This is a genomic window from Alcaligenes sp. RM2, from assembly GCF_052931795.1.
On record NZ_JBRFIO010000004.1, the window covers coordinates 230,202 to 252,310 of the forward strand.

Annotated in this window: 15 protein-coding genes; 4 read left to right on the plus strand and 11 right to left on the minus strand. The window is 58.2% G+C overall.

The window, feature by feature from the left end:
- Positions 1 to 871 precede the first annotated feature (871 nt).
- Complete coding sequence (locus ACU6HM_RS14840; protein WP_446763998.1) at positions 872 to 3,463, minus strand: DNA topoisomerase III; 2,592 nt, start codon at positions 3,461 to 3,463, stop codon at positions 872 to 874.
- Positions 3,464 to 3,576: 113 nt separating this feature from the next.
- Between ACU6HM_RS14840 and ACU6HM_RS14845 the strand changes: the two genes are divergently transcribed.
- Positions 3,577 to 6,087 (plus strand): GDYXXLXY domain-containing protein, encoded by a 2,511-nt coding sequence (locus ACU6HM_RS14845; RefSeq protein ID WP_446763999.1) that lies wholly within the window; start codon positions 3,577 to 3,579, stop codon positions 6,085 to 6,087.
- A 245-nt stretch (positions 6,088 to 6,332) separates the two neighbouring features.
- Here the strand turns inward: ACU6HM_RS14845 and ACU6HM_RS14850 are convergent, their stop codons facing one another.
- The 8 genes from ACU6HM_RS14850 to ACU6HM_RS14885 form a co-directional block, all read right to left on the minus strand.
- The gene (locus ACU6HM_RS14850) at positions 6,333 to 6,791 is read right to left on the minus strand and encodes a DUF494 family protein (protein WP_009463598.1); all 459 of its coding nucleotides are present in this window, start codon (positions 6,789 to 6,791) and stop codon (positions 6,333 to 6,335) included.
- Positions 6,792 to 7,132: 341 nt separating this feature from the next.
- Positions 7,133 to 8,041 carry a tRNA glutamyl-Q(34) synthetase GluQRS gene (gluQRS, locus tag ACU6HM_RS14855; RefSeq protein ID WP_250756438.1) on the minus strand — a complete coding sequence of 303 codons (909 nt, stop codon included), beginning with the start codon at positions 8,039 to 8,041 and terminating at the stop codon, positions 7,133 to 7,135.
- 110 nt (positions 8,042 to 8,151) lie between these two features.
- Positions 8,152 to 10,164, minus strand: a complete 2,013-nt coding sequence (locus ACU6HM_RS14860; RefSeq protein WP_009463593.1) for an acetyl/propionyl/methylcrotonyl-CoA carboxylase subunit alpha — start codon at positions 10,162 to 10,164, stop codon at positions 8,152 to 8,154.
- A gap of 14 nt (positions 10,165 to 10,178) precedes the next feature.
- The gene (locus ACU6HM_RS14865; protein WP_446764000.1) at positions 10,179 to 11,786 is read right to left on the minus strand and encodes a carboxyl transferase domain-containing protein; all 1,608 of its coding nucleotides are present in this window, start codon (positions 11,784 to 11,786) and stop codon (positions 10,179 to 10,181) included.
- A 72-nt stretch (positions 11,787 to 11,858) separates the two neighbouring features.
- Complete coding sequence (locus tag ACU6HM_RS14870) at positions 11,859 to 13,040, minus strand: acetyl-CoA C-acyltransferase (RefSeq protein WP_446764001.1); 1,182 nt, start codon at positions 13,038 to 13,040, stop codon at positions 11,859 to 11,861.
- The gene (gene aceK, locus ACU6HM_RS14875; protein ID WP_446764027.1) at positions 13,033 to 14,844 is read right to left on the minus strand and encodes a bifunctional isocitrate dehydrogenase kinase/phosphatase; all 1,812 of its coding nucleotides are present in this window, start codon (positions 14,842 to 14,844) and stop codon (positions 13,033 to 13,035) included. Before aceK ends, ACU6HM_RS14870 begins: the two co-directional genes overlap by 8 nt.
- Positions 14,845 to 14,913: 69 nt before the next feature.
- Complete coding sequence (locus ACU6HM_RS14880; RefSeq protein ID WP_009463589.1) at positions 14,914 to 16,092, minus strand: isovaleryl-CoA dehydrogenase; 1,179 nt, start codon at positions 16,090 to 16,092, stop codon at positions 14,914 to 14,916.
- An 81-nt stretch (positions 16,093 to 16,173) separates the two neighbouring features.
- Positions 16,174 to 16,566, minus strand: coding sequence for a MerR family transcriptional regulator (locus ACU6HM_RS14885; RefSeq protein ID WP_009463587.1), 393 nt, complete (start codon positions 16,564 to 16,566; stop codon positions 16,174 to 16,176).
- Between the two features lie 115 nt (positions 16,567 to 16,681).
- Here ACU6HM_RS14885 and ACU6HM_RS14890 point away from each other — a divergent pair, with 115 nt between their 5' ends.
- Together ACU6HM_RS14890 and metC are read left to right on the plus strand one after the other, a co-directional pair.
- Positions 16,682 to 17,758, plus strand: coding sequence for an MBL fold metallo-hydrolase (locus ACU6HM_RS14890; RefSeq protein ID WP_035269270.1), 1,077 nt, complete (start codon positions 16,682 to 16,684; stop codon positions 17,756 to 17,758).
- Positions 17,759 to 17,871: 113 nt separating this feature from the next.
- Positions 17,872 to 19,068, plus strand: coding sequence for a cystathionine beta-lyase (gene metC, locus ACU6HM_RS14895; RefSeq protein WP_254500097.1), 1,197 nt, complete (start codon positions 17,872 to 17,874; stop codon positions 19,066 to 19,068).
- Between the two features lie 16 nt (positions 19,069 to 19,084).
- Here the strand turns inward: metC and ACU6HM_RS14900 are convergent, their stop codons facing one another.
- Complete coding sequence (locus ACU6HM_RS14900) at positions 19,085 to 19,993, minus strand: LysR family transcriptional regulator (protein WP_250756445.1); 909 nt, start codon at positions 19,991 to 19,993, stop codon at positions 19,085 to 19,087.
- Between the two features lie 107 nt (positions 19,994 to 20,100).
- On the opposite strand from ACU6HM_RS14900, the gene ACU6HM_RS14905 reads away from it, so the two are divergent.
- Positions 20,101 to 21,279 (plus strand): MFS transporter, encoded by a 1,179-nt coding sequence (locus tag ACU6HM_RS14905; protein ID WP_250756447.1) that lies wholly within the window; start codon positions 20,101 to 20,103, stop codon positions 21,277 to 21,279.
- Positions 21,280 to 21,396: 117 nt separating this feature from the next.
- On the opposite strand, the gene ACU6HM_RS14910 is transcribed toward ACU6HM_RS14905, so the two are convergent.
- Entirely contained in the window at positions 21,397 to 22,038 is a 642-nt protein-coding gene (locus ACU6HM_RS14910) for a thiol:disulfide interchange protein DsbA/DsbL (protein WP_009463582.1), read from the minus strand.
- Positions 22,039 to 22,109 lie beyond the last annotated feature (71 nt).

Below are 22,109 nucleotides of genomic sequence, written 5' to 3' on the forward strand. Positions count from 1 at the left end.
CTCGAGTCCGTGGGGCGCTGGGGGTGGGCTGAGCACTTGCCGGTGCTGCGCACCGGTGCCCTAGTCAGGAGATAGCGCAGGGCGCATCCTGAACTCGCACGATGGTTTGTCCACCGGACAAACCATAAGCGTCGTGCTCAAACAGCAGGATGCTTGTACCCCTGCGCTATCTCCTGCCCGCGGCAAGTACTCTGACCCGCCCACCCCCAGCGCCCCACGGCCTCGAGCCTTCACACCGTTCTAATACCTCGGCCTTGCAACACTGTTTCGGTTGGGTTTGCATTGGCTGTGGCTGTGGCTGTGGCTGTGGCTGTGGCTGTGTGTCGTGTGCTATGCACTATGCGTTGTTGTTGTTGTTGTTGTTGTTGTTGTTGTTGTTGTTGTTGTTAGCTTTTCGATGCTTATGCTTGCTTAGCAGCCTATGTTTCGGTCGTTTCTTTATGTCATGTCCAGGGGCATACATAAGTATTTGGGTGGAATTGAGGTCATAAGGGTAAGAAGCCTTACAGCTTCTGGGCAAAGAACTATTGTGAGCCGTTCAGGGACCGGGTTTGGGTCTCGGGGCGGTTCAGAGTACTTGCCGCAGGCGAGTGCGGGATCCGGGATGCAAGCGCCCTGCTGTTTGAGCCCGGCGTTTGTGGTTTGTCCGGGGGACAAACCACCGGGCGAGTTCAGGGTGCGCCCGGAGCCTGTACTCGACAAGGGAACCGGTGCGCAGCACCGGCAAGTGCTCAGCCCGGAGACCCAAACCCGGTCCCTGAATGGCGTTTTCACAGAGACTCTCTTCCCCAGCCTGCAAGCCCTACACGACTACCCATAAAAAAGGCCCCCCCAAAAAAGGGAGGCCATTCTTTCAAACAAGCCGAGCTTTTTACTCCGCCTTGCTGGCCGTCTTTTTAGCAGCTGTTTTTTTAGCTGCCGTCTTCTTGGCCGCCGTCTTCTTCACTGCTGTCTTTTTAGCCGCTGCTTTAGTGGCCGTTTTCTTGGCGGCTGATTTGCGTCCTGGCTTCTCTGGACGAGGCTCGAACTCAAAACCGATCTTGCCGTCTGCCTGACGCACCAGGAAGGCCTTGAACTTGCGGTTGGTACGCGAGGACACGAAACCATCCAGCAGGTCTGTCTTGCCTTCGCCCAACAGCTTGGCCATCTGTTCGCGGGTAATTTCCTGCTGCAGAATCACCTTGCCGCTACGGAAGTCGCAGCTCTTGGAGGGGCCAACGGACTTCTCGCACAAATAACGCAAGCCGTGCTCAAAGACGGGAGACTGGCACTTGGGGCAGGGGCCGACCGGGGTCTGGCCGCTGAAATCCAGGGCTTCGTCATCATCGTCGTCGTTCTGGCCGAAGTCGAACTCCAGCTTGTACTCGTCGGTAATGCGTAAAAGTGCCGCAAAGGGACGACCCATCTTGCTGATGAAACCAGGCAGTGGGCCCAGTTCTTTCTTGGCCAATAGATCTTCAACTTCAGGCAGCTCAAAGGTGCGACCACCTGGATGCTTGCCGATAGAGAAATCGCAAGCCGTGCAGGCATAACGACGGTAATTTTCTTTGACCACGCCACCACATTTAGGGCATGGCGTCTGCAAGGTCGCGTAATCACCCGGAACCGTGTCGCGCTCATATTCCTTCGCGCGCTTGACGATAACTTGCGTCATCTGCGCGATTTCACGCATGAACACGTCGCGGTCCAGCTGACGTTGCTCGATCTGCTTGAGCTGGTGCTCCCACTCGCCAGTCAGTTCGGGCGAAGTCAGTTCGCTCACGCCCAGACCGGACAATAAAGTCATCAGCTGACGTGCCTTGGCGCTAGGCACCAGCTCGCGGCCTTCACGACGCAAGTAGGCTTCGTTCAGCAGACCTTCAATAATGGCAGCACGAGTGGCTGGCGTACCCAGACCGCGCTCGGACATGGCTTCGCGCAAGGCTTCGTCATCTACCAGTTTGCCGGCGCTTTCCATGGCCGACAGCAGGGTCGCTTCCGTAAAGCGTGCAGGTGGCTTGGTAGCCAGGGCCTTGGTGTTCACATCTTCGGTGCGAACCTTCTCGCCGTCAGCAACCGGCACCAGGGACGCATCTTCACCTTGGGCATCGCGGCCATAAATAGCCAGCCAGCCCGGTTTGACCAGCACTTTGCCTTCCGTCTTGAAGTGGTGACCGGACACCTGCGTAATACGCGTGGTGACGCGGAATTCTGCAGCCGGGAAGAACACGGCCAGGAAGCGACGGCTGATCAGCTCGTAAATCTTGTGTTCGGCATCGCTCAGCTCCCGAGGCACCTGCAAGGTGGGGATGATGGCAAAGTGATCCGAAACCTTCTTGTTGTCGAAAATCCGACGGTTGGGCTTGACCCATTTCTGCTCGACCACTTCCTGCGCAAACGGTTGCACCGAAGCGCTGGCAGGCGTGCCGCTGTCAGCCAGCGCACGCATGGTTTCTTGCACCGTACTTATATAGTCTTCAGGCAGATAGCGCGAATCGGTACGGGGGTAAGTCAGCGCCTTGTGGCGTTCGTATAGCGTCTGCGCCAAGGACAAGGTGGTCTTGGCAGAGAAGCCGAAGCGCGAGTTGGCTTCGCGTTGCAGCGAGGTCAAATCAAACAAGGCGGGCGACATCTGCGTGCTGGGCTTGGATTCCTCGGTGACTACGCCGGGTTGCTCGCGGCACGCGGCCACAATGGTTTGGGCCGCCGTCAGGGACCACAGACGCGAGTCTTTTTTCTCGGGGTCATGCTCGTCTTTGACGAACTTGGGATCGAACCAGCGGCCGGTGTACAGGCCTGCAGCGGCAATAAAGTCTGCATGTACTTCCCAGTAATCGCGCGACACGAACTGGCGAATGCGGTTCTCGCGCTCGTTCACGATAGCCAGCGTGGGGGTTTGCACACGGCCCACGGGGGTTTTGAAAAAACCGCCATCCTTGCTATTGAAAGCCGTCATGGCACGCGTGCCATTAATGCCCACCAGCCAGTCCGCTTCGGCGCGCGAACGAGCAGCCGCTTCCAGCGGTTTCATGTCTTCATCGTCGCGCAGGTTTTCAAATGCTTCACGGATCGCCGATTGTGTCATCGAACGTAACCAAAGCCTTTTTACCGGTTTTTTCGCACCGGCGTACTGCATAATGTAGCGAAAAATCAGCTCACCCTCGCGCCCCGCGTCACAGGCATTGATAACAGCGGTGACATCCTTTCGTTTGATCAGCTTGACCAGCAGTTTCAAGCGCTCAGTCGATTTCTTGTCAGTCGGGTTGAGCTCAAACTGAGGGGGAATAACAGGTAGATGTGTGAAGCTCCACTTGCCGCGGACCGGATCATTAGGGGCCACCAGGCCCAGCAGATGGCCGATGCTGGAGGCCAGCACATAGCGATCGCTTTCGAAATAATCACCTTCTCGAGTGAAACCGCCCAATGCCCGCGAGATATCTACGGCGACTGAAGGTTTCTCGGCAATGATTAGTGTTTTATCCATATGATTCCAGTGACAGCAACTGCGCTGCAATGCGCGAAATGATACGAGGTGCTTATCCCTCTATGCAAGTTATGAGACCTGACAAGACTAACGTATGGCCCACAGACTGGCGAGTGTTTCTGACAAAACTGGCCTGGGGTTTGGCCGTTTTGCTGCTCGCTAGTGGTCTGGTGACCTGGATTGCGGCCAATTGGGAAAACTGGGGGCACGTAGCCAAATTTGCCCTGGCTCAAGGCGCCGTGCTGGTTTCTGCAGGGCTGGCCTTGCTGTTTCGCCGACGTTCCGGTGGCTGGGGTCATGATCTGGGAGTGCCGGCTGCCTTGACCGGCCTGGCCGCCGTGGCCACGGGCGGTTTGCTGGCGCTGATTGGCCAGACTTATCAGACCGGCGCAGACCCTTGGCAGCTTTTCGCATTGTGGACTGTGCTGATCATACCTTGGGTATTCACAGTGCGCAGTGTCTTTCTGTCGGTGCTGTGGCTGGTACTGATCAATACCGCCTTGTACTTATGGATAGATGTTGCCCGCTTGGGCTGGTTCGGGCGCAGTTACACCACGCAGACCTTGCTGGCTCTGGCAGTCAATGTGCTGCTGTTGCTGGCAGCCGAAACCATCTGGCGTGCGCGTCATGACCCGTGGCGCATCGTGCCGCGTGTGGCAGCAATTGCGGTGGGCTTTTTCATCGGTGCCCAGGTCATGGAAGGCAACTCCTTGCTGGGACTGGTCCTGTTCCTGGTGCTGTACGGTATTTATCACTACCGCCGCCCGGATTTGCTGATCATGTCCTTGGCCTCGTTCGGCGCGTATGGCTCCTTGAGCATGCTGATTATCGAGTATGCAGGCGATGCGTTCCTGCTGATCGTGGTGGTTATTGTGGGTCTGGGCCTGGGCTTGCTGCGCTTCCTGCAGCAACAGGTCGTCCATTGGCGACGGACTCATGCTGGAGCTGAAGCGGCTGCAACCCAAGCATCAGTGAACGCAGCAAGGACAACAAGTCCTGCCGCCCCAACAGCAGAGATCCTGGCCAACGCACAGGCTAGTGTTCAAGCTGACGCTCAGGATAGTGACGAGCATCACCCCTGGTATCTGCGCGTGATCAAGCTGTTCTTATACCTGCTGTTACCGCTGATTATTCTGCTGTACCTGGGTGTTTCTCTGGAATTGAGTCTGGAAGCGTTGGGTGTACTGGGCGGCATCATGGCTCTGGTGTCCCCCGTGCTGTTTGCCAAGGCTCACACAGTACCCAGCCAGGATCTGGTCGGCGGCTGGGTTGCGTGTGCGTTGCTCTTGCTGAGCGTGCCGGTTATGGACTTGCGCTACCCCTGGCCACTTGAGGCCAGCGCCATGATAGCCGTCGTGATCAGTACCTTGCTGTACAGGCTTGCCAAAGGCCAGTTCGTATTGCGCATGTTGCTGGTGATTTGGGCACTGGCCGCGATCGAGTTTCTGGTGATCGAGCGCTTGTTTGAACGCTGGACCATGATGCCTTATTGGGTGCTGGAAATGCCCGCGGCATTCATGTTTTTTGCCGCCTTGTGGCTGGGGCATCTTTATTTGCGTGGTGAGCGCAAGCCGCATTTCTGGCTGCCCTTGTTCTGGTCCTTGCTGCTCGCTTCCCAGATTCATCTTATTTGGGCGGGCACACTGTTTTATTCCATGCCCTTTTGGGACGAGTCGCGGCCGTACCTGACCGTAGCTGGCTTTCTGCTGGCCATGGCTCCTTTGGCAATACTGGCGTTTTATTGGCGCGGTTGGCGTGACCAACCCCTGGTCTATGGCATTGCCTTGCTGGGGATGGCCGCTTTGTGCGCAGTCTGGACTCCCTATCCGCCGGTGGCCCTGGCCTTGAGCTGGATTCTGGTAGCTTATGCCTGGCGTTATCTCAGCTTGTTGGCGGTGGCCGTGGCAATGGGCCTGTTCTGCCTCTGGCGTCTGTATTACATCCTGAATATCAGTTTGCTGGACAAGGCCGAGCTGTTGCTGGCAACCGGGGTGGGATGTCTGGTCTTTGCCTATTTGGGTCAGTTGAGCCGCAAGAAGGCAGGGACGGCAGCAAGCTTGCAGGACGCGCCCAAAGGTATGGTTGCCAGCGTTCTGCTGGGGACCATGCTGGTGCTGGGTGTGGCCAACGTGGCCATCGTGCAAAAAGAACGTATCTTGAGCGATGGTCAGACGGTGTTGCTGGAACTGGCTCCGGTGGACCCCCGTTCGCTGATGCAGGGCGACTATATGTCCTTGAACTTTGCCCTGTCGCAGAACTTGTCTGCCCTGTCCTGGGGCTTGCCCAAGGATGCGCTTGCCAAGATGGACGCTCAGCAATGGGTTGTTGTGGCGGTGCAGCTGGATGAGAACAAGGTGGCGCAGTTCAAGGGTGTTTATCTGGAGCAGGACGGCCAGGAGCGTCTGTGGAGCGAAGAAGGCCCTGTGGCTGAACCTTCCGATGTGATGCGCTTGCGCATGCGTCGTCACCGCAGTAACTGGACGCCTGGAACAGATGCCTGGTTCTTCGCTGAAGGCTCGGCAGATCGCTTCGATGCCGCCCGTTATGGCGAGTTTGCGGTGGTCGAGGATGGCCAAAGCCTGCTGCGCGCGATGCTGGACAAGGACAGAAAGGAAATCAAGTAAGCCTGAGCTGAACAACTGCGTTCAATAGCCTGTAGCCGGATTGTCTCTAATAAAGACAATCCGGCTTTTTTGTATCTGGGGTTTGTTTCGCTAGAGGCAGCCAAGCCAGAGCCAGTCAGCAGCAAGCCTAATCAAAAAGGCCCGAGTCCGATGTGGCGTCGGATTCGGGCCTTGGCTTTTTGTGTTGAAGGACCCTCTTTATCGGGGCCGGTTCTTGAACAAAAAATAGGTTCCTGTGTATCAGCTTAGTGGGACTGACGGGTGGAGTCGTCGCTGAGCAGCTCTTCAAAGATCAGGTGATCGATTTCGGCTTCGTGGCTCCACAAAACCATCAGGGCGACAATTTTTATTTTGTCCAACGAGACCGGGCTTTCGTCCACCGTCATGGCGCTTTCAATCAGGATTTCGCGCAGGTGGGCGGTAAGAGCGCCGGAATTCTGCAAAAAGGTGATGAAACCCATGGCATCAGCGCCCAGCACATGTTGTTCGTGCTCAGAAAAAATACGCTGACTGTTGGGACTGAGTTGAGCCGTAGGCTGACACTGCTGCGAGGTCTCGCCCAGTGCATGTAACCAGCCCAGTGCGTCGTTGATGTCCTCGTCTTCAAAGCCAATAGCGGCCAATTTGTGGGCCAGAACCTCCGCCTTGGGACAGGACTGGGGGTTGTAATACGTCTCGAATAGATAAACCAGGATATCAAACATGGGTATAAGGTTGCCGTCCTAAGTGATTAAAAAAACTGCGTGATTTCGGTAACCAGTGACCAAACTTTACGCTGATTTGCGGTAGGGGGCAAATGGGGTGTTCAGGGGATGGATGGGTCTTGCCTTGCGCATCCAGACTGCTTTTTGCCTGGGTCTGCTCTGGCAGACGCCCTTTGCGGCGGGGCGTCTTTATGATTGAAACATAAATCGATTGTTGGGGCAGAAACTGTCGTTTATTTGAAACCCTGCAAGTGGGACCGCAGCGGTTGAAAGGCCACTAAACTAGCTGGCATCCGCATCCGCATCCGCATCCGCATCCGCATCCAGCCTCGGCTCGTGGCTCAACTGTTCGGGCTTGGCTCCGCAGGCAGCGGGAAGCGCTGCGCCCACGCACTGATGGCCTGGCTCCAGAACTCGTCCAGGGTGTTCGCAGCCACGGGAGCAAACCCCAGAAAGGCCCAGACGCGTTGCAGTGTCTCCATAGGATGCTCCAGGTCAAAGGCCGGGGCATGGTTCTGTTTGGAGAGCTTGCGGCCTTGCTCATCGCAGGCCAGCGGCACGTGCAACGTGCGCGGTACAGGCAGGCCCAGGACTTTTTGCAGTACGCGTTGGCGGGCGGTGGAGCTGAGCAAGTCGGCACCGCGTACAACATCGGTGATCTGGCTGTCTGCATCATCAATGACCACAACAAACTGGTAAGCCCAGAGCTTGTCGGCGCGCTTAAGGATGTAGTCCCCTACTTCTTTGGCTACGTCCTGTTGCTGCGGCCCGGCCCAGCGATCGGTGAAGTGTTCCACCCCTTCCGGGACACGCAGCCGCCAAGCACGGATGGCACGGTCTACCGGGATGCCGTGGCGGCAGGTGCCTGCATAGGGATATTCGTGCGAATCCGGCGCGACTGGCAGGGAAGCCGCCAGAATTTCCTGACGGGTGCAGGCGCAGCCGTAGACAAGATCTCGCTCGCGCAGGCCATCAAACACTTCTTGATAGCGTGCCTGCCGCTGGCTTTGCCAAAGCACCTCGCCATCCCAGCGCATGCCCAGACCTTGCAACTGCTGCATGATGATCTGGTCAGCCCCTGCGACCACGCGTGGCGTGTCTATGTCTTCAATGCGTAGTAACCAGCGCCCGTTCTGGGCGCGTGCATCCAGGTAGCTGGCCATAGCGGCCACCAGTGAACCCTCGTGCAAGGGACCACTGGGACTAGGCGCAAAGCGACCACAGTAAGGGGTAAGGGGCTGGGCGGTCATGAGTCGTTCTTAACGGCAAGAGCCCCTGGACGGGGGCTCTTGTTAGTGCGACTTTACGCCTATTTTTCCAGCCCGGCAATGCGTTTTACACGGGCTGGAAGGGAGGAGTTTCAGCTCTCCATGGTGACCAGTTCTGCGCCCTCGGGCACTTGATCTCCCACGGCAAAGAACAGCTCGGCCACGGTGCCATCAGCCGGTGCCTGAATGGAATGTTCCATCTTCATGGCCTCCATGACCAGTAGCACATCACCCTGCTTGACGCTGTCACCAGCGCCCACGTTCAGGGCAATGATCTTGCCGGGCATGGGAGCGGTCAGACGGCCGCCGTGGGCTTCCTGGCTGTTGGTACCGGCGCTGGCCAAGGTGTCGATCACGGCCAGAGTCCAGTCCGAACCGGCCTGGGCAACTTGTAGATGGTCGCCATCTTGCAGCACCTGGGCGCGATATTCGACCTGATCCAGCCACAGACGTAAGGTCAGGGTTTTGGCCAGACCAGCGGTTGTCTCGGCTTGCCAGCGCAGCACGTGTTGAGCTTCGCCCAGTGTGATCTGCCACTGGTTTTCACGACGTTGTAGTAGTACTTCGTGAGTTTGTTCGCCTAGTTGCAAGGCTACTTTCTGATCGTAGTCTCCGCTTAGACGCCAGGCGTCATGCACCGCCCAGGGGTCGGAGTTGGAGGCTTGTCCGCTCAGACCCTGGTGAGTCAGCACGGCGCAGGCGGCGAAGGCCAGCACAGACGCTGGAACGTCCTGATTGCTGGGGAACAGCGCATCGTGACGGCGTGGGATCAGACCTGTATCCAGATCGGCCTGGGCAAAGGCTTCATCGCCCAGCAGGCGTTGCAGGAAAGTCTTGTTGGTGTGTACGCCGGCCACTTGAGTATCGGCCAGCGTGCGAATCAGGCGACGACGGGCCTGCTCACGATCAGCACCATGGGTGATCACCTTGGCAATCATGGGATCGTAGAAGGGGCTGATGACGCTGCCTTCACGCACGCCGCTGTCGATACGCACATCACCGGAGGTGAAGGACGCATGGGCGGGGTACTGCAAGCTGCGCAGTGTACCGATGGAGGGCAGGAAGTCCTTATCGGGGTTTTCTGCGTAAATGCGAACCTCAATGGCGTGACCATTGATGCTCAGTTCTTCCTGCTTGGCAGGCAAAGGCTGGCCATCGGCCACACGCAGCTGCCATTCCACCAGATCGTGGCCCGTAATCAGTTCGGTGACGGGGTGCTCCACTTGCAGGCGGGTATTCATTTCCATGAAGTAGAAACGCCCGTCCTGCTCGGCAATGAACTCCACCGTGCCTGCACCCACATAGTTCACGGCGCGTGCTGCTGCAATGGCCGCTTCACCCATGGCCTGGCGACGCTCGGGCGTCATGCCGGGGGCGGGAGCTTCTTCAATCACTTTCTGGTGACGGCGCTGTACCGAACAATCGCGTTCGAACAAGTACACGTACCCACCGTGCTGGTCACCAAAGACCTGGATTTCGATGTGGCGTGGCTTGGTGATGTAGCGCTCGATCAGCACGCGGTCGTCACTAAAGCTGCTGGCAGCTTCGCGCTGGCAAGAGCGCAAGGCCTCCAGGAACGCGCCGGACTCTTCCACAATGCGCATGCCCTTGCCGCCACCACCGGCACTGGCCTTGATCAGCACGGGGTAGCCGATCTGGTCGGCTTGTTTGTGCAGAAAGTCGGGGTCCTGATTGTCGCCGTGGTAACCGGGCACCAAGGGTACACCGGCTTTTTCCATCAGGGATTTGGCGGCGGACTTGCTGCCCATGGCCGCAATGGCTTGAGCGGGCGGGCCTACAAAAATAATGCCGGCTTCTTCACAAGCGCGAGCAAAGTGCTCGTTCTCGGACAGAAAACCGTAGCCAGGGTGGATGGCATTCGCGCCAGTGGCACGGGCGGCTTCCAGAATGGCGTCGATCTTCAAATAACTGTCGCGTGGCTCGGGGCCACCGATGCGCACGGCTTGATCACAAGCACGTACGTGCTGGGCGTCGGCGTCCGCGTCGGAGTAAACCGCAACGGTACGCAGCCCCAGGCTGCGGGCAGTGGCGGCCACCCGGCAGGCAATTTCACCGCGATTGGCTATCAGCAGGGTCTGAAACACAGTGTCTCCTTGTCTTACATGCGGAACACGCCAAAGCGGGTGTCTTCAATAGGGGCGTTCAAGGCGGCGGACAGGCCCAGGGCCAGAACGCGCCGGGTATCCGAAGGCTGGATGATGCCGTCATCCCACAGACGCGCGGTGGCGTAGTAGGGGTGGCCTTCATGTTCGTATTGCTCACGGATGGGGGCCTTGAAGGCTTCTTCTTCCTCGGCACTCCAGGTCTGACCACGGGCTTCCAGGCCATCACGGCGCACGGTAGCCAGCACGCTGGCCGCCTGTTCACCACCCATGACCGAGATACGGGCATTGGGCCAGAGGAACAGCAGGCGTGGGCTGAAGGCGCGGCCACACATTCCGTAGTTACCGGCACCAAAGGAGCCGCCCAGAATCACGGTGAATTTGGGCACGGCCGCGGTAGAGACAGCAGTCACCAGCTTGGCTCCGTGGCGAGCGATCCCTTCGTTTTCGTACTTGCGGCCCACCATGAAGCCGGTGATGTTCTGCAGGAACACCAGAGGCGTCTTGCGCTGGCAGCACAGTTCGATGAAGTGGGCGCCCTTCTGGGCCGCTTCGGAGAACAGAATGCCGTTGTTGGCAATGATGCCTACAGGCATGCCGTGGATATGGGCAAAGCCGGTCACCAGCGTGGTGCCAAAGCGGGCCTTGAATTCATCAAAATCCGAGTCATCCACAATGCGGGCGATGACTTCGCGCACATCGTAGGGTTTGCGGGTGTCGGCAGGGATGATGCCGTTCAGCTCTTGCGGGTCGTAGCGTGGCTCGCGCACTTCTTTCAGCTGCCAGGGCAGTTTCTTCTCACGGTTCAGGCGGCCTACGCAGCGGCGCGCCAGCTCCAGCGCATGCAGATCGTTTTCCGCCAGATGGTCAGCTACGCCGGACAGACGGGTGTGTACATCGCCACCGCCCAAGTCTTCGGCGCTGACCTCTTCACCGGTTGCGGCTTTGACCAGTGGAGGGCCACCCAGGAAGATGGTGCCCTGGTCGCGCACGATGATGGATTCATCACTCATGGCTGGAACGTAGGCACCGCCAGCGGTACACGAACCCATCACGACAGCAATCTGGGCAATGCCCTGGGCCGACATATTGGCCTGGTTGTAGAAGATGCGGCCAAAGTGGTCACGATCCGGGAACACGTCTTCCTGGTTGGGCAGGTTGGCCCCGCCCGAGTCCACCAGGTACACGCAGGGCAGATTGTTCTGTTGGGCAATTTCCTGGGCACGCAAATGCTTCTTCACCGTCAGTGGGTAGTAAGTACCGCCCTTGACTGTAGCGTCGTTGCAGACCACCATGCATTCAATGCCTGCAATGCGGCCAATGCCCGTGATGATGCCGGCACCGGGAGACTCGTTGTTATAGACGTCCTGGGCAGCCAGAGGCGAGAGCTCCAGAAAGGGAGTACCGGGATCAAGCAGACGTTCGACGCGTTCACGGGGCAGCAGCTTGCCGCGACCCACATGGCGTTGCCGGGAGGATTCGGACCCACCCAAGGCGGTTTTCTGTAGCTTTTGGCGCAGATCAAGGATCAGGGCCTGCATGATCGAGGCGTTGTCCTGAAAGTCTTGGGAACGCGGATTGATGCGGGATTCAATAACTGACATGGCGTGCCTGGAAAGAGAACAGAGAAAAGCCCATAAAATCAGCCGGGCCGCAGCCCGGCTGATGAGCTTGCTTTAGACCAGCTCGACGGCCAGGGCGACAGCTTCGCCACCGCCAATGCACAGCGAGGCAATACCGCGCTTGCCGCCGGTCTTGCGCAGTGCGCCGATCAAGGTTGCCAGAAGGCGAGCACCCGATGCACCGATGGGGTGACCCAGGGCGGTAGCACCACCGTGGATGTTGACCTTGTCGTGCGGGATGTTCAGCTCTTTCATGGCGGCCATGGTGACCACGGCAAAGGCTTCGTTGATCTCGAACAGGTCAACGTCAGCCACGCTCCAACCGGTTTTATCCAGCAGTTTCTGGATAGCAGCGACTGGAGCGGTCGTGAACCAGGCCGGTTCTTGCGCGTGCTGGGTGTGAGCCACAATGCGGGCCAGCGGTGTGGCACCCAATTCCTTGGCTTTTTCTTCGGTGGTGATCACCATGGCGGCGGCACCGTCCGAAATGGACGAGGCGTTGGCAGCGGTAATTGTGCCGTCTTTCTTGAAAGCGGGACGCAGCGTGGGGATCTTCTCGGGCATGGCTTTGGTGGGGGCTTCGTCCTTGGCAACAACGACATCACCCTTGCGGCCAGCGATGGTGACTGGCGCAATTTCCCATTCAAAGCTGCCGTCATCGCTGGCTTGGCGAGCGCGGCGCAGCGACTCCAGCGCGTAGGCGTCCTGCTCTTCGCGGCTGAACTCGTATTTGCTGGCGCAATCTTCGGCAAATACACCCATGGCGGTGCCACGGCTGTACGCGTCTTCCAGGCCGTCCAGGGCCATGTGGTCATACACGGTGGAGTGACCGTAGCGGTAACCTTCGCGGCCTTTCAGCAGCAGGTAGGGAGCATTGCTCATGCTTTCCTGACCGCCGGCCACCACCACGTCCACGCTGCCTGCCTTGAGCAGGTCGTGGGCAAACATGGCGGCTTTCAGACCGGAACCGCAAACCTTGTGAATGGTGGTGCAAGCTACACCCTGGGGCAGACCGGCGCCCAAGGCAGCCTGGCGTGCAGGAGCCTGGCCCTGACCGGCTTGCAGCACGTTACCCATGATCACTTCGTCGACCTTGTTGGCCTGAATGCCCGAGCGCTCCATGGCCGCCTTGATGGCGACGGCGCCCAGTTCGTGGGCGGCCAGATCGGACAGGCTACCCATCATGCCGCCCATAGGGGTGCGGGCGATCGAGACGATGACAACGGAATTAGTCATGAAAGACTCCTGGTTGCAAAGAGGAGACCGGCGCGCGTTTGGCAAACTCGTGCAGCTGCCGATCTTTGTTATACGGAAAAATATTTTCGATCCGACCTTGCGTCACTCGCAAGCGGCACTGAGTCCACCATTCAGGCTCCAGCAGTTCTGCATGGTGGGCCATGAAGGCTTTGCGAATACGAGGGTCGGTCAATAGAAAGTAGCCGAATTCTTCGGGAAATACATCGTTCGGGCCGATGGGATACCAGGGTTCGCTGGCCATTTCGGCTTCTTCATTTGGTGCAGGCGGAATGGCGCGAAAGTTCATCTCGCGCATGTGCTGGATTTCGTCGTAGTCATAGAAGACGACGCGGCCCAGACGAGTCACACCAAAGTTCTTGAACAACATATCGCCGGGGAAGATGTCGGCGGCGGCCAGTTCCCGGATCGCCTTGCCGTATTGCTCCACGGCGGCATTCAGGGCGGGGTCGCTGGCTTTGTTCAGATACAGGTTCAGCGGGGTCATGCGTCGTTCAATGTAGACGTGGCGCAGCAAGATGGTGTCCTCGGACTCTTCCAGCAGGCTGGGCACTTCGCGGCGCAACTCTTCCAGCAAGGCTTCGGAAAAGCGTGCCTTGGGCAAGGCCACCTGAGCGTAGTCCCAGGTGTCGGCCATGCGTCCGACACGATCATGTTTTTTGACCAGCTGGTATTTGCTGCGCACCGTGGCGTGGTCCATGCCCTGCTTTTGAATTCGGTCGCGGATTAGCTTGAACACATAGGGGTAGGACGGCAAGGTAAATACCGTCATCACCATACCGGCAATACCGGGAGCCAGATCAAAGTGATCGTGCGAGTGCGACAGGTGGTGCAGAAAGTCGCGGTAGAACAGCGTCTTGCCCTGCTTTTGCAGACCGATGGCGGTGTACAGCTCGGCCTTGGGCTTGCGGGGCAGCAGGCTGGACAGGAAGTCCACATAGGCCGACGGTGCTTCCATATCGACCAGGAAATAGGCGCGAGTAAAGCTGAACAGCGTGGACAGGTCGTCCGTGGTGTGCAGCAAGGCGTCTATATACAAGTGTCCCGAGGGCCGATGCAAAATAGCGATCGAAAACGGCAGCACTTCACCCTGATTGATCAGGCGGCCCACCACATAGGCACCCTTGTTACGAAAGAACAGGGAGTTCAGCACCTGAATCTGGCAGTCCGAGCCAATGCGCGAGCCATAGCCACGTGGCAGGCGGCGGCATAGCTGACGTACCGCCATGCGGGCCAGTGTGCGTACATCGCGCGGCAGGTCGGCAAAGGGGGCGGCCAGACCAAAGTCGGCCAGCATATTGGTCAGGCTGGTTTCCAGACCTTCCTCAGTGGGGTAATAGACCCGATACGAAGGCAGCGCGCCGTCCAGATAATCCGTGGCAACGGCTGGACGCACGAAAATAAATTCGTTGCGAAAGTAGTGCCGGTGCAGCACGCGGCAGGAGACGGAGTTGAAGAAAGTCTCGGCACATTCCGGCTGACGGTGGCCCGACAGCAAACGCACAAACTCAGCCTTGGCTTGCAGCCACAATTGCTGCTGGGCCTCGTCCAGATGCGCCGGATCGGAAGGCGTGGGCTGATGCAAACGCAGATTCTGGCTAAGCACGGCCGCACATTCACGCACCCGTGTCGCGTAGTACTCGATACGTTCGCGCGAGAGCTGCTGAATACCATGCCAGTCGCCCGATTCGTACAAAGACTTGGCGCGCTGGGCACTATAGCGAAACAGCGCGTAGTGGCGATTGAAACCATCCAGCATGGCCTGAGCCACCTGGATAGCCGTCATCCCCGGTTTTTGAACCGGGGTGATGACGGTGGTTTCGCCAAAATCAGGGTTGGACATGCCTTTGCCTTTTTAGGCGGTTTCGGCGAACAATTCGCGGCCGATCAGCATGCGGCGGATTTCACTGGTGCCCGCGCCGATCTCGTACAACTTGGCATCGCGCCACAGGCGGCCTGTGGGGAATTCGTTGATGTAGCCGTTGCCGCCCAGAATCTGGATACCTTCACCAGCCATCCAGGTGGCTTTTTCAGCGCTGTACAGGATGGCGGCTGCGCAGTCTTTACGCACAGAACGTACATGGCCTGCACCCAGACGGTCCAGATTCTTGCCCACGGCATAGCACAGGGCGCGGCTGGCTTGCAGGGTGGTGTACATATCGGCCACCTTGCCTTGAATCAGCTGGAATTCGCCAATGGCCTGGCCGAACTGCTTGCGGTCGTGGATGTAAGGAATCACCACGTCCATGACGGCTTGCATGATGCCCAGCGGACCACCGGCCAGCACGGCGCGTTCGTAGTCCAGGCCGGACATCAGCACTTTGACGCCACCATTGAGTTGGCCCAGCACGTTTTCTTCAGGGACTTCACAATCCTGGAACACCAGCTCGCCTGTGTGGCTGCCGCGCATACCCAGCTTGTCCAGCTTTTGGGCAACGGAGAAACCGGCAAAATTCTTTTCGATCAGGAAGGCGGTAATGCCGCGTGCGCCGGCTTGCGGGTCCGTCTTGGCGTACACCACCAGGGTGTCAGCGTCCGGGCCGTTGGTAATCCACATTTTGGAGCCATTGAGCACGTAGCGATCGCCCTTCTTTTCGGCGCGCAGCTTCATGCTGACCACGTCCGAACCGGCACCGGGCTCACTCATGGCCAGAGCACCGATATGCTCGCCGCTGATCAGTTTGGGCAGGTATTTCTGCTTCTGGGCTTCTGTACCGTTGCGGTTGATCTGGTTCACACAGAGGTTGGAGTGCGCGCCGTAGGACAGGGCCACCGAGGCGCTGGCACGGGAGATTTCTTCCATTGCGATCATGTGGGCCAGATAGCCCAGGTTCGCACCACCGTATTCTTCGCTGACGGTCATGCCCAGCAAACCCATCTCACCGAACTTCTTCCACAAGTGCATGGGGAACTGGTCATCGTGATCCAGTTGAGCCGCTAAGGGGGCAATTTCGGCCTGGGAGAAGTCGGCGACAGCGTCGCGCAGCATGTCCAGGTCGGAGCCAAGATCGAAATTCAGGCCGGGCAGGCTCATGAGACACTCCGTGGAAATAAATGGGTTGTGGAATTGTATTTATATTACGTTTACGTAAACGTCATATATATGGGTTTTCCCTTATCGGGACTCCAACTTCAACTGTTCGCTCATGGTGTGACAGATGTCGAGCTGGTCCTGAATCTCCTGCAAGGTCTGATCCAGGTCCTGCCGCTGACGCTCCAGGCGCAGGCGGTGCTCGTTCAGGACTTCCTGATAGTGCTTAAGCTGGGAGGCCGTGTCCATCGGGGATTCATACATATTGATCAGCCGCAGAATCTCCGATAACTGCAGCCCCAGGCGCTTGCCACGCAGAGCCAGCTTCAGGCGGGCACGATCGCGGGGCTGATAAATGCGCTGTGTACCTTGGCGCAGCGGGCTCAAGATCCCTTGGTCTTCATAGAAGCGCAGGGTACGAGGCGTGATGCCAAACTCGTGCGCCAGATCCGATATTGTCCAGGTTGTCGTTGTCATTTTTAGTGTGATTTACGTAAACGTAAACTATCATGCCATAGAGCTAGAGAGGGAACTAGGGCCTTTTAGTATGGACAGCCCTTACGCCCTACAAGAGCCATTCATTGGAGCGAGCATGAATCCTAACGAACAAAAATTGAATTATCCCTGGGCAGATACCCTGCCCCCAGCGGGTGGCAGCCTGGAAGTCGCGCCGGGGGTGCGTTGGCTGCGTATGCCTTTGCCTTTTGCGCTGGATCACATCAATTTGTGGCTATTGCGCGACCAAATCGAGGGGCGCGAGGGCTGGACCATTGTGGATTGTGGCGTCGCCCGTCCCGAAGTGCGCGAACTGTGGGAACAGGTCTTCCAGAGCGAGCTGGAAGGCTTGCCCGTGCTGCGCGTGATCGTTACTCACATGCACCCGGATCATGTCGGTTTGGCGGACTGGTTGTGCCAGCGCTGGAATGCACCTTTGTGGATCAGCATGACGGACTACGCGACCGCCAGGCTGTGGTCGGGGACAGGTGGACGCCAGACTGGTGCAGAAGCCGGTGGCCCGAATGGTGTGGCGGCAGAAGCGCATTTTGTCCGTCATGGCCTGCAAGATGAGAAAGCCAGAGAGCAGATTCGCAGCCGTGGGGATTACTACCCTTCGATGGTGCCTTCGGTGCCCGAGCGTTTTGTGCGCCTGATGGATGGTCAGCGTGTGGTGATTGCCGGTCGCCCCTGGCGCTTGATTGTGGGTTACGGCCATGCCCCCGAGCATATGTCCCTGTACTGTGAAGAGCTGAAGGTGCTGATCTCCGGTGACATGCTTTTGCCGCGTATCTCCACCAATATCAGCGTGTTCGATACCGAGCCCTTTGCGAATCCTTTGCCGTTGTACCTGAACTCCCTGCTCTCCTATCAGGATCTGGCCCCGGATACTTTGGTGTTGCCTTCGCATGGCAAGCCTTTCCGTGGCATGCACGAGCGCATTCGTCAGCAGCAGGAACATCACGCCGAGCGTCTGGAAGAAGTGTTGGAAGCCTGTGCCCAGCCCTGTACCGCCGCCGATATTCTGCCTGTGCTCTTTCATCGCAAGCTGGACTCGCATCAGATGACCTTTGCCATGGGCGAGGCCATTGCTCACCTGCACGCCTTGTATTTTGATGATCGTTTGCGTCGTGAGATGGGCGAGGATGGGGTTTACCGTTTCCAGCGCATTTAAACACTGGGGCGCCTCTTAATAAGAAGGGGCAATATAGCGACTGTTGGCGGAGGCGACCGGGCCCGCTCGCCTGTGGTAGCGTAGAGCTTTTCTTGCTACCGCCTGCCAACACTATGAGCTCTGATCTCGCCCTGGACACCGCCTTGCAACATACGGGTCTGGCCCCGTTCGATCCGCATACCGATGCGGCGCCGGTGGCCGTGCCCATCATGCGCACCAGCACGGTGCGCTTTCGCAATCTGGACGCTCTGGATCGAGCCCAGGCGGACAAGGCAGATCCTGAAAAACGCTCGGTTACCTACGGGCGCTCGGGCATGGATACCCACGCTGCACTGGAGCAGGTGTTCTGTCAGCTGGAATCTGCCACCCAGGCTTTGCTGGCACCGTCCGGCATGGCAGCGATTACCTTGGGTTTGCTGGCACTGCTGGATTCTGGCGATCACGTGCTGATTGCTGACAGTGCTTATGGTCCGGTGCGTTATCTGGAAAAGACCGTGTTGCGCCGGATGGGCATACAGGCCACGTTCTGTGCACCGACCCCCGAGGAAATGGCCCGTCATCTGCAGGACAATACCCGCATGGTGTACGTGGAGTCACCCGGCTCCTTGTTGATGCAAATGCTGGATATGCCCGCCTTGGCGGAGTTTGGTCGCAAGCACGATTTGCTGCTGGTTACTGACAACACCTGGGGCTCGGGCTATATCTACCGTCCCTTGGAATTGGGTTTTGACGTGTCTATCGTGGCTGGGACCAAGTATGTGGCAGGCCACTCCGACTTGATGTTGGGTGCTGTCATGTCTGCAGATCCAGCAATCAACAAACGCTTGCACGACAACCACTATGCGCTGGGTTTTTCCATCAGTGCCGATGACGCCTGGTTGGCCTTGCGCGGTGTGCGTACCCTGCCTATTCGTATGCGTGAAAGCGCCGCCAATGCGCTGGCCGTGTGCCAATTTCTGGATAGTCGCCCTGAAGTTACCCGTATCTATCATCCCGCTTGGCCACAAGATCCTGGCCATGCCTTGTGGCAACGTGACTGCACCGGCTCTAACGGCATGTTGTCGGTGCAGCTACGACTGAACAATGCGCAGGCACGCGCATTCGTAGATGCCCTGACCCTGTTTGGTATCGGCTTTTCCTGGGGTGGTTTTGAAAGCCTGGTGCAGTTGGTGGATACGGCGTTTCTAAGTGGTCATAGCTACTGGCAGGACAGCCAGGACAGTCTGGTGCGCCTGCATATCGGTTTGGAATCGACCAAAGACTTGTGCGCTGACCTGACGCAGGCTTTTGAGACGGCGGCGCAGGTTTAACGCTTTAACTGACTAGTCAGGCAATGCACAAACCCTGGCTTAAATGAGCCAGGCTTGCACTGACTTTGGGCAGCAGCTGTCGGCCTATGGGCCAGATCAGACTCAGCGGTAGCCCCTCGGTATCGAGTTGCGGCAGCACGGCGATCAATTCACCGTTATCCAAATGCTCCTGCACCAGCCAGGTGGCTAGCTGAGCGATGCCGCCGTGTGCCAATACAGCCATGATCTGGGCCTCGGCATTGCCTACGACCAACCCCCCTCTTTGTTCCTGTCGTTCTGTCAGGCCGTTGTCATGCAGGATGCGCCAGGGGCCGGTACTGCCATCGGCCCGACCATATAGAACCTTTTCGTGGTGCTGCAGGTCGGCTAAGGCTGAGGGGACCCCTGCACGGTTCAAATAAGTGGGTGAGGCGCAGAAAATCAGGCGCTCGCGGCCTAGATGCTGATAGCCCAGGTGGGGTGAGTCCGGTGCCGGACCACCAATGCGCACGGCCAGATCGATGCCTTCTTCCACAACATCCACAAAGCGGTCTGACAAGGACAGGTGCATGTCCAGACGCGGGTATTGCTGTCGGAGCTGCAGCAACAAGGGCCATACCTTCAAGCGCCCGAATGTGGCCGGGGCATCAATACGCAGCTTGCCTAGCGGGGCCTCATGACGAGAGGCCAAGGATTGCTCGGCCTGTTCCAGTTCAGACAGAACGCGTACGCAACTGTGATAGAACGCCGTACCGGCATCGGTCAGCGCCAAGCGCCGGGTACTACGCTCCAGCAGGCGTGCACCCAGGCGCTCTTCCAGACGAGCCACGCTTTTGCTGATGGCTGAACCGCTCAAGTTCAGCGCCTGCCCGGCGGCGGTAAAACTGCCGGCATCAACGCTGGCGACAAAAGCGGCGATGCCTTTCAGTCGTTCGGATGGGATCATGGCGAATCTATTCTGGAATATTTGTCATTAATAGGAGGAAAATTTACCAGAGATAGGATCTATAGTCTTGAATAGACTGGGGTTTCCTTGATTGCTGGAAGTTGAAGATGTCTACCCTGGTCCACTCAAGCCGGCCTGCCCATGCAGGCAGTGCCTTGGCAGTCGTGATTCTGGCTGCAGCCGCCTTTGTTATTGTCACCACCGAATATTTGATTGTTGGCCTGTTGCCCGCCTTGTCCCGAGATTTGGGAATCTCAATCTCCCTGGCAGGGCAGTTGCTGACCCTGTTTGGCTTTACCGTGATGCTGTTTGGGCCGCCCCTGACGGCCCTGTTGGCGCATGTGGCGCGCAAACCCTTGTTTATCAGTATCTTGCTGCTCTTTGCGGCAGCGAACGCTTTGGCCGCTGTGGCCCCCAATATCTGGGTTCTGGCTTTGGCGCGGTTTTTGCCAGCCATGGCCTTGCCCGTATTCTGGGGCATGGCCAGTGAAACAGCGGGCCGTCTGGCGGGACCGGAAGCCGCGGGGCGAGCCGTCTCCAAAGTGTATTTGGGCATTTCAGCCGCCCTGCTGTTTGGCATTCCTTTAGGAACGCTGGCCGCTGACACAATGGGCTGGCGGGGAGCGTTCTGGATGTTGGCGGCCTTGTCCTTGTTGATGGCCTTGTTACTGGCCGCGTGGATGCCAGCAGTACCGGGAACGGCACGCGTGCGTTTGGCTGAACAAGCCCGCTTGCTGCGCGATAGCCGAGTCATGGCACATATTGCCTTGTCGGTATTGGTCTTTACCGCCATGTTTACCGCCTATACCTATCTGGCCGAGGTGCTGGAGCGTGTCATGCAGGTGCCTGCCGCTTGGGTGGGTTGGTGCTTGATGGGCTTTGGCGCGATAGGGCTGGTGGGCAATTACTGGGGCGGACGTCTGGTGGATCGGAGTGCCTTGCGCAGTACGGCTTTGTTTGTCGTCTTGTTGGGCGTGGCGATGAGTCTCGCGGTGATGGGGGCTTCGTCCTTGTATCTTTGGGTACCTGCCTTGGCCTTGTGGGGGCTAGCGTATACCGCGCTGTTTCCGGTGTGTCAGGTACGAGTCATGCAGACTGCGCCGCAGGCTGAAGCCCTGGCAGGAACCTTGAATGTGGCGGCAGCCAATGCGGGAACCGGTTTTGGGGCGATTCTGGGTGGAGCGATGATTGCGCAAAGTGGTTTGCTGGCTGCTGTGTTAACGGCGGCGATCCTGGCCTTGTTGAGCGGTGTTCTGGCGATGCTCTGGAGACGACTACGCGCTTGATCGGGCGAGGTTGAGGTTTATGCCTGGGAACCGCAAGCGGAAACGCCAAGGGCCCTCAAAACCGGAACGAATCCAGTCTTGAGGGCCCTTGGCGGTATGGCTCTGCCAGATCGCTAATTAGCGATTAGTGACCATCTTCACCAGCTCTTGAGCTTTGGTGATGCTTTCGTCGTAACCATTGGCCAGTGCAGGTGAAGTCACAAACTTGCCGCCCACGGCCAGGCTAGGTGTGCCCTGGATCTGGTAGGTGTTGGACAGTTCGTTGGCTTTATTGGCCTTGGTCTGCACACCAAAGGAGTTGAAGGTCTGCTCGAAGCGAGCCTTGTCTACGCCTTGTGCGGCTGCCCAGGCCGTGATGGTCTTGGCATCAAAAATGCGCTCACGTTTCTGGTGGATGGCTTCAAACACCTTGGGATGCAGGTCCAGACGGTCCATGGCTTCCAGGGTGTAGTACAGCTTTTGCAGATCAGTCATGCCGGCATTGAAGGCAACAGGCACACGGCGCAGTACGACGTTGTCTGGCAGGGTCTTGGACCAGGCTTCGACCTTGGGTTCCAGGATGGCGCAGTGTGGGCAGCTGTAGGAGAAGAACTCCAGCACTTCGGTTTTACCGACGCTGTCCGAGGGCTGAGCCGCAGGCAGGGTAACGTAGCCTTGGTCGGCTTGTTGAGCCAGCGCGCTGGTGGCGGGCAACAAGGTCGCCCCAGCCAAGAGACTGGCACCGACCAGGGATCGTACAAACAATGCGTTCAGCTTCATGAATCAATTTCCTTAATGGGGAAGATGAGGTCTATGACCTGTGCAATGGCGGAAAAGTTCACCTTGGGGCT

Excerpts from the sequence above, each read along its gene's own strand:
- ACU6HM_RS14840 (WP_446763998.1), bottom strand. The coding sequence starts at position 3,463 with ATGGATAAAACACTAATCATTGCCGAGAAACCTTCAGTCGCCGTAGAT.
- ACU6HM_RS14850 (WP_009463598.1), bottom strand. The coding sequence starts at position 6,791 with ATGTTTGATATCCTGGTTTATCTATTCGAGACGTATTACAACCCCCAG.
- gluQRS (WP_250756438.1), bottom strand. The coding sequence starts at position 8,041 with ATGACCGCCCAGCCCCTTACCCCTTACTGTGGTCGCTTTGCGCCTAGT.
- ACU6HM_RS14865 (WP_446764000.1), bottom strand. The coding sequence starts at position 11,786 with ATGTCAGTTATTGAATCCCGCATCAATCCGCGTTCCCAAGACTTTCAG.
- ACU6HM_RS14870 (WP_446764001.1), bottom strand. The coding sequence starts at position 13,040 with ATGACTAATTCCGTTGTCATCGTCTCGATCGCCCGCACCCCTATGGGC.
- aceK (WP_446764027.1), bottom strand. The coding sequence starts at position 14,844 with ATGACGGCTATCCAGGTGGCTCAGGCCATGCTGGATGGTTTCAATCGC.
- ACU6HM_RS14880 (WP_009463589.1), bottom strand. The coding sequence starts at position 16,092 with ATGAGCCTGCCCGGCCTGAATTTCGATCTTGGCTCCGACCTGGACATG.
- ACU6HM_RS14885 (WP_009463587.1), bottom strand. The coding sequence starts at position 16,566 with ATGACAACGACAACCTGGACAATATCGGATCTGGCGCACGAGTTTGGC.
- ACU6HM_RS14890 (WP_035269270.1), top strand. The coding sequence starts at position 16,682 with ATGAATCCTAACGAACAAAAATTGAATTATCCCTGGGCAGATACCCTG.
- metC (WP_254500097.1), top strand. The coding sequence starts at position 17,872 with ATGAGCTCTGATCTCGCCCTGGACACCGCCTTGCAACATACGGGTCTG.
- ACU6HM_RS14900 (WP_250756445.1), bottom strand. The coding sequence starts at position 19,993 with ATGATCCCATCCGAACGACTGAAAGGCATCGCCGCTTTTGTCGCCAGC.
- ACU6HM_RS14905 (WP_250756447.1), top strand. The coding sequence starts at position 20,101 with ATGTCTACCCTGGTCCACTCAAGCCGGCCTGCCCATGCAGGCAGTGCC.
- ACU6HM_RS14910 (WP_009463582.1), bottom strand. The coding sequence starts at position 22,038 with ATGAAGCTGAACGCATTGTTTGTACGATCCCTGGTCGGTGCCAGTCTC.